General features: G+C 60.0%; 6 protein-coding genes and 1 pseudogene. 4 read left to right on the plus strand and 3 right to left on the minus strand.

The annotated features are described in order from the left end of the window. Positions 1-345: 345 nt before the first annotated feature. Positions 346-819, plus strand: a complete 474-nt coding sequence (locus BN871_RS25720) for a cupin domain-containing protein (protein WP_021880583.1) — start codon at positions 346-348, stop codon at positions 817-819. A 140-nt stretch (positions 820-959) separates the two neighbouring features. Here the strand turns inward: BN871_RS25720 and BN871_RS25725 are convergent, their stop codons facing one another. Then, entirely contained in the window at positions 960-2,066 is a 1,107-nt protein-coding gene (locus BN871_RS25725) for a Xaa-Pro peptidase family protein (RefSeq protein WP_021880582.1), read from the minus strand. A 170-nt stretch (positions 2,067-2,236) separates the two neighbouring features. Here BN871_RS25725 and BN871_RS25730 point away from each other — a divergent pair, with 170 nt between their 5' ends. Next, positions 2,237-2,557: a hypothetical protein gene (locus tag BN871_RS25730; RefSeq protein ID WP_048750001.1), complete on the plus strand. Its 321-nt coding sequence runs from the start codon at positions 2,237-2,239 to the stop codon at positions 2,555-2,557. Between the two features lie 56 nt (positions 2,558-2,613). Then, positions 2,614-3,363: a type I methionyl aminopeptidase gene (gene map / locus BN871_RS25735; protein ID WP_048750003.1), complete on the plus strand. Its 750-nt coding sequence runs from the start codon at positions 2,614-2,616 to the stop codon at positions 3,361-3,363. Positions 3,364-3,498: 135 nt separating this feature from the next. Here the strand turns inward: map and BN871_RS25740 are convergent, their stop codons facing one another. Beyond that, on the minus strand, positions 3,499-4,917 hold the full coding sequence (locus tag BN871_RS25740; RefSeq protein ID WP_048750005.1) for a S41 family peptidase: 1,419 nt from the start codon (positions 4,915-4,917) through the stop codon (positions 3,499-3,501). A gap of 264 nt (positions 4,918-5,181) precedes the next feature. Between BN871_RS25740 and BN871_RS25745 the strand changes: the two genes are divergently transcribed. Beyond that, the gene (locus tag BN871_RS25745) at positions 5,182-5,982 is read left to right on the plus strand and encodes a Cof-type HAD-IIB family hydrolase (protein WP_021880578.1); all 801 of its coding nucleotides are present in this window, start codon (positions 5,182-5,184) and stop codon (positions 5,980-5,982) included. A 74-nt stretch (positions 5,983-6,056) separates the two neighbouring features. Here BN871_RS25745 and BN871_RS25750 read toward each other — a convergent pair. Then, a pseudogene (locus tag BN871_RS25750) lies at positions 6,057-6,659 on the minus strand (TOBE domain-containing protein); the annotation flags it as partial. Positions 6,660-6,803 lie beyond the last annotated feature (144 nt).

Consider the following 6,803-nt stretch of genomic DNA (forward strand, 5'->3'; position numbering starts at 1 on the left):
ACGATCCGCAGCATTATCGATTCCGGCAAAATCGGCGATCTGASACMGCATWSGGCAGACGCCGCAGCCGCCGGAGCGGCAGGGGCTGCAAGCAAGGCTGCAGCCAGGACTGGCGCTGTCAGCAAGGCAGCGGCTGGACGGAGACGTTCTCCGATTAATTTCATGTCTGGACTCAACCTCTCTCCCAACCAGCGATTAGTAAACTTCCAGTATCTTACCATCGCTTGTCCGAAGTTGTCTATGAGAACGTGTGCCTGAAACGATCAAATCATTCTTGGTTTGGAATCGCTGCCGCGCCCATGCTATAGTAGAAAAATACGCATTCCAACGCGACAAGGAGAATGAATGGCCATGACCGTCCCGACATCCCCGTCTCCCTTTGTGGAGCTTCTTGACATGGACCGCCATATCGAAGGCGGCTGGTTCAAGGAAATTTGGAAAGCTTCCTATCAAATTCCCCATGAAGTGCTTGGAGACCGCTATTCCGGCGCGAGGGCAGCCGCCAGCTCCGTCTACTTCCTGCTGCATCCGGGCGAGGAATCCGCGTGGCACAAGGTGCTCTCCGACGAGCTGTGGCTGTTCCACGCAGGCGGGCCGCTCGAGCTGACGATCGGCGGGCATGGAGACAAGCCCGAAGCTGCGGAGACATTCATCCTCGGCCTGGACATCGCTGCCGGACAGACTCCGCAGGCGCTTGTCCCCGCAGGCTCCTGGCAGACCGCCCGGCCTGCCGGAGACGAGCCTGTGCTCGTCACCTGCATCGTGGCGCCGGCTTTCCACTACGACGATTTTTCGATGATCGCTCCCGACGAAAAGTAGAACCGACAAAAAAGCTGTTCCCTGCAAGCCTCAAGCAAGAGGCCCGGGAACAGCTTTTTTCATTAAGGATCGCCGGCAAGACGCGCCGCGGCTGCCATGCAGCCCATCAGCCATGCAGCTCAAGCTCAAGCGGGCAGACCCTACAGGCGGGTGAGTTCCCGCGGATACGACGTCAGGACGACAGGCTGCCCGTCAAGTCCGATGTAGACGTCATCCTCGATGCGGACTCCGCCGATCTCCGGAATGTAAATGCCTGGCTCGATGGTGAAGAGCAGGCCCGCCTGCATGAGCGTCTTGTTCTCTCCATGCACGGACGGCTGCTCATGCACGTCGATCCCCATGCCATGGCCGGTGCGATGCGTAAAGTAGAAGCCGTATCCGTCCCCTTCGATCACGCTGCGCGCTCCCCGGTCCACCTCTGCGAGCGGCCTTCCCGCCTTCACGGCGGCCAAGGCGCTGCGGTTGGCCTTGAGCACCGAATCGTAGATGCGATGCTGCGAGTCCGTACCTTCTCCGATCAGGAACGTGCGGGTAATATCGGAGCAGTATCCATCCTTGTAGACGCCCATGTCGATCAGAAGCAAGTCGTTCTCCTGCAGCTTGTAACCGCTGGACCGGCCATGCGGCAAAGCGGTTCTGACGCCTCCGAGAACGCTCGTCTCGAACGCAGGCTTGTCGCCCCCGAGAACGCGCAGCCGGTACTCGATCTCGGCATTGAGCTCCAGCTCGGTCACTCCGGGAGCGGCTTTGGCTACCGTCTCCGCAAGCACTTGCTCCGCGAGGGCGACGGCTTTCTTGACGAGCTCGATCTCTCCTTCCGACTTGACGAGACGAAGCCCCATGACGAGCGGCTCCGCATCGCGGAAGGCGGCTTGGCCGTACAGCCGCGCCAGCTGCAAGTAACCGGAGTACCGCAGATGCGCGCTCTCTACCCCGACGACCGACGCCTGCGTCCCAGTCTCCTTCTCCAGCAGAGCGTAGGCATCGTCCGTATCGCCGATCCCTACCAGCCTGCCCAACTGGGCCGCCCCGCGGGCGCTCTCCTCGTCGAGGGCAGGCACCAGAAGCGTATAACCGTCCTTGCCGGGCTCGATGACGAGCGCCATGAAACGCTCATGCGGATCGCTATAAAAGCCGGTCAGGTAAAATATGCTGGCCGGCGAGGTCAGAATGGCCAGATCCATTCCGGACGCATTCAGCGCCTCTTTCATTTTGAGCCAGCGATGCTTGTAGGGCAGCGTATCCATCGTTCATTACCTCCGGTTCTCTTCTGCGGTTAACTTCTCGTCTGCCATTGTATCATACCGAAGGCGGGAACGACCTGTGGATTTCGACACACATCAGCCCTATATGCACCGGGAAGCTCAGAGTAGGCGGAGTTGAACAAGGGTAAGGTAGGTGCAAGAGGTGAATGCAAGTGGAATTTTTGAAAAATGCCTTTCTGTTTCTTGGCGGCTTCCTGAATGTCGCCATTCTGCTGACGATCGCGATCGTCGTGATTCTGGTGCTGTGGGCTCGCCGCCGGGGGGGACCGGCGTCGCGGCAGCTACTTGTCCGACCATTCCGAGCAAGCCCGGGAAGCGGAGAGCCGTCCGCAGAAGCAAAGAGATCGGGCTCGCGGGGAATGATCCCCCGGCCCGAGGCCGAACGAAGAACTGCCGGGACGCTCCGGCGGTTTTTTTCGTCCTTCTCCGCAGCAGGCGCAGTTGACCGGACATCCCCGGCGGGAGTAACGTAAAGGGAAGGGCAAGGAATGAACAAGGAGAGCGCACGGAAAGAGAGGCTGACCAAGCAATGTCAATTAAGATAAGAACACCCGAAGAAATTGCTCAGATGAGGCGTGCCGGCGCCATCGTGGCGGAATGCCACAGGCAGATTGCGGCCATGATCGCGCCAGGAATCACGACCATGGACATCGAGCGCCATGTCGAGGCCTACATCCGAAGCCAGGATGCGATTCCTTATACGATCGGATATAAAGGATACAAATATGCCACTTGCGCTTCGGTCAACGACGTGATCGCCCATGGCTTCCCGAGCGATGCGCCGCTTGCCGAGGGCGATCTGTGCACGATCGATATCGTTGTTCAGGCAGACGGCTGGATCGGCGATTCGGCATGGACCTATGCGGTAGGCCAACTGCCGGACGACGCCCGCCGATTGATGGAGGTGACCAAGGAATGCCTCGATATCGGCATCCGCGAAGCGCAGCCAGGCAAGAAGATCGGCGACGTCATGCATGCGGTGCAGAAGCATGCCGAGGAGAACGGCTTCTCGGTCGTAAGGGATCTGCTCGGCCACGGCGTCGGGCGAGAGCTTCATGAAGAGCCGAACTTCGCCCATGTCGGCAAGCCCGGCAAAGGCTTCCGCCTGAAGGAAGGCATGGTGCTCACGATCGAGCCGATGATCAATGAAGGCACCTGGCAGATGTTCATCGACTCCGACGGCTGGACCTGCCGCACGATGGACGGCAAGCGCTCCGCCCAATACGAGCATACGCTTGTCATCCAGGAAGGCGGACCGCTGATCCTGACGCAGCAGTAGCCTGTGCGCATGCTCCATGCAGCGAGCAAAAGCCCGTTGTCCGGAATAGCCGGACAACGGGCTTTTTAGGTTCAAACGGATAGGACGATCTGCCTGGAGCGCATAATCCTCTCCACTGGCAGGGAAAACATGGGGTCAGCCCGCGCCGGATATGGCCTTGAGAGCGGCCTTCTTTTGCGGATCCTCTTGCTGCAGCTTGGTCCGCAGCTGATCCATCAGCATATAAGCCGTCCGGTCCGTAACGACGCCGGTAGCGTCGATTTTGCTGCGGGTCTGGAAGCTCCTGATGTCCGCGTCGGTCTTCTCCCCGAACACGCCAGGCTGGTCCGCCGGGCCGTATCCGAGCGCCTCCAGCATGGACTGGAGCGTCTTGACGTGGTCGCCGTAGTCGCCTTTCTTCAGTTCCTCCCCGGATGGAAGAGCCGGAAGGGATGCATACGCAGGAAGATCGACCGATTCATCCGGCTTCACGCCCTTCTTGTGGATCCATTCTCCATTCGGCGTTTTCCACTGAGCCTCGGTCAGCTTGAGCACGGAATTGTCCTTGTACTGCCCGAAGCTCTGCACGATGCCCTTGCCGAACGTCGTCGTGCCGATGACCTTGGCGCCTGCCGATTCCTTGAGAGCGGCCGAGAGAACCTCGGCCGCGCTGGCCGTCTGCCCGTTGACGAGAACGACGATCGGAAGATTCAAGGCGGTCTTCTGCTTGGAATAGTATTTCTGAACTTTCTTGTCGTCCTTGTAGTCGACCTCCAGAATCATCTTGCCCTTCGGAATCAGCTTGTTCGCGATGTCGATCGTCGGCACGAGCAGGCCGCCCGGATTGGAGCGGAGATCGAGGACGAGCTTTTTCATCCCCTTCTTCTGCAGCTCCTCGAACGACTTGTTGAATTCCTTGGCCGTCGATTCGGCAAAGCGGCTGATGACGATCTCGCCGACGCCGTTCTCCAGCATGGCATGGGTAACGGTCGTAACCGGAATCGGCGCGCGCGTGAGCTCCACCGTCAGCGGCTGGCTTCCCGTCCGGGACAGCGTGACCTTGACCTTGCTCCCCTTCTCGCCGCGCAGCAGGCTGACGAGCTTTTCCATCGTGACGCCCTTGACCGGCGTGCCGTCGACAGCCGTAATCTCGTCGCCCGCCAGCACGCCGCCCTTCTCGGCCGGGGTGTCCTTCATGACGCTGTCGATCAGGTAGCGGTCCTCCTCTTGGCGCACCTGCACCCCGATGCCGACAAACTCCGGCTGGTAGCTCTGGATATAATCCTCGCCTTCGCTGCCCGGCATATAGGTCGAGTAAGGGTCGCCCAGCGCCGCCACCATTCCCTTGGCCGCCCCGTTCAGCAGCTCGTCGGGCTTCGTTCCGAACAGATAATCCTTCTTGATTTCTTTATAGGAGGCGTTGAAATTGCCGAATACCTTTTCCTTGATCACCGGATACTGGATGACCATCGACAGCCTTCCCGCTCCGAATCCGATCGCCAAGGCCGCGATCGCCCCTGCGACGCACCAGGTGACAAAGCGCTGCCTGGCAGCCTCGCTGCGCATTTGCTTCATGTCTGATCTCTCCGCTCCGCCCGCCTGGGCTGTTGTTCTCCTGTCCGAATCGGTATCCCGACCGGTGGATCCACGATCTTCCCTCGCATGCCCGCCCCGTCCGTCAGCCGGATAGAACCGCTTGCTTGTGCTACCTACTTTATCCTATTTGGGCGGAGCATTTCAATTTTCGTCCCCTTGAAGGCATCGGGGCGACTCCGGTACAATGAGGGATAGCTTGCCGAACCAGATAAAGAAAAGCGACAGGAAACGGAGAGAAAGCCGATGTACAAGCTGATTGCCATCGATGTGGATGATACGCTGCTGAACGACAGCCTTGAAGTGACCCCCGCCACACGCGCCGCTCTGACGGCCGCGCTGGACCGCGGAGTGACCGTAACGCTCGCCACCGGGAGGATGTTCGCTTCCGCCCGCCAGGTCGCCGAGGGGCTGCGGCTCAACGTGCCGATCATTACTTACCAAGGCTCCCTCGTCAAGACGCTGCTCGACGGACAGGTGCTCTACGAGCGCTATGTGCCCTCGGACGCCGCTGCCGAGCTGGACCGGTACTGTGTCGACAAAGGGCTGCATCTGCAGCTGTACGTGGACGACAAGCTCTACGTCCGCGAGGAGAACGAGAAGGTCAAGGACTACGCCCGCCAGTCCAAAATCCCGTATATCGTCGAGCCCGACTTCAGCTCCCTGCTGAAGCAGCCTCTGCTCAAAATGCTCATCATCGACGAGCCGGCCTATCTCGACCAGATCGCCCTGGACCTGCAGCCCCTCATCGGCGGCACGGTCCATATTACGAAATCCAAACCGCATTATCTGGAGTTCATGCATAAGGAAGGAACCAAGGGACATGCCCTGAAGTTCATGGCGGAGCATATCGGCTGCTCCATGGAGGAGACGATCGCCATGGGAGACGCCTGGAACGACCGCGAGATGCTGCAGGCGGCCGGCCTCGGCGTCGCGATGGCGAACGCTCAGCCGGCTCTCAAGGAGCTCGCGGATTATGTGACGCTGTCCAACAACGAGGACGGGGTCGCGCATGTCGTCGACAAGTTTATCTTGAACCCGGCTTGACCGGGCAGGGGATGAAAAAGAGCGTGCCGCAGCTGCGGTACGCTCTTTTTTTGACGATGCTGTCGGCCGGACGGCTAGATCATGACCGGCATCGGATCGGTCTTGAGCTTGTTCTCCATGATCCAGCTGTCATCCGCATTGAACAGGTAGGCCCGGTGCACGAGCACATCCACCTCGTCGCCCGGCTTGAGCACTTCCTTCTCCAGCGAGCGGTACGTGATCAGCTTGCGGCCTCCGATATCCAGCTCCACCATCCATTCGCTGCCGCGGAAGTGGATATGGCGCACCTGGGCTCTCATCGTCGCGGAGGCAAGCGCGATTTCACCCGGCTTGCCGATCTCGATGTACTCCGGACGGATCAAGCCCTTGACTCCGGCCCAGCTCGACGCTTCCTCGAAGCCTTTGATGGATGCCACATCCTCGATCGTCGTCGATTCGCCGATGAACTCCGCGACGAACTGCGTCTGCGGCTTCTTGTAAATATCCCAAGGGGAGCCCTTCTGCTCCAGCCGCCCCTTGTTGATGATCATGATTTCGTCCGCGACCTCGATCGCCTCGTCCTGGTCATGCGTGACGAAGATCGAGGTGATGCCGACGCGCTCGATCATCTCCTTGAGCCAGGTGCGCAGCTCCGTGCGGATCTTGGCGTCGATCGCCGCGAACGGCTCGTCGAGCAGCWTGCWGMWGGACAGGCCTCGGCGCCCGGAGCAAGGAGCGGACGAATGCTGTCATGATTCGCCTCGTCCGTCATGATGACCTGGCCGCGGGGATAGCTGCGCTGGCTCGAATCGACGTGCGTGCTGTCTACAAGCCCTGTTATG

It is taken from the genome of Paenibacillus sp. P22 (assembly GCF_000469945.2).
Taxonomy (GTDB): domain Bacteria; phylum Bacillota; class Bacilli; order Paenibacillales; family Paenibacillaceae; genus Paenibacillus_O; species Paenibacillus_O humicus.

Bases quoted from the DNA above. Each gene is read 5' to 3' on its own strand.
- BN871_RS25720 (WP_021880583.1), top strand. From the start codon at position 346: ATGGCCATGACCGTCCCGACATCCCCGTCTCCCTTTGTGGAGCTTCTT.
- BN871_RS25725 (WP_021880582.1), bottom strand. From the start codon at position 2,066: ATGGATACGCTGCCCTACAAGCATCGCTGGCTCAAAATGAAAGAGGCG.
- map (WP_048750003.1), top strand. From the start codon at position 2,614: ATGTCAATTAAGATAAGAACACCCGAAGAAATTGCTCAGATGAGGCGT.
- BN871_RS25740 (WP_048750005.1), bottom strand. From the start codon at position 4,917: ATGAAGCAAATGCGCAGCGAGGCTGCCAGGCAGCGCTTTGTCACCTGG.
- BN871_RS25745 (WP_021880578.1), top strand. From the start codon at position 5,182: ATGTACAAGCTGATTGCCATCGATGTGGATGATACGCTGCTGAACGAC.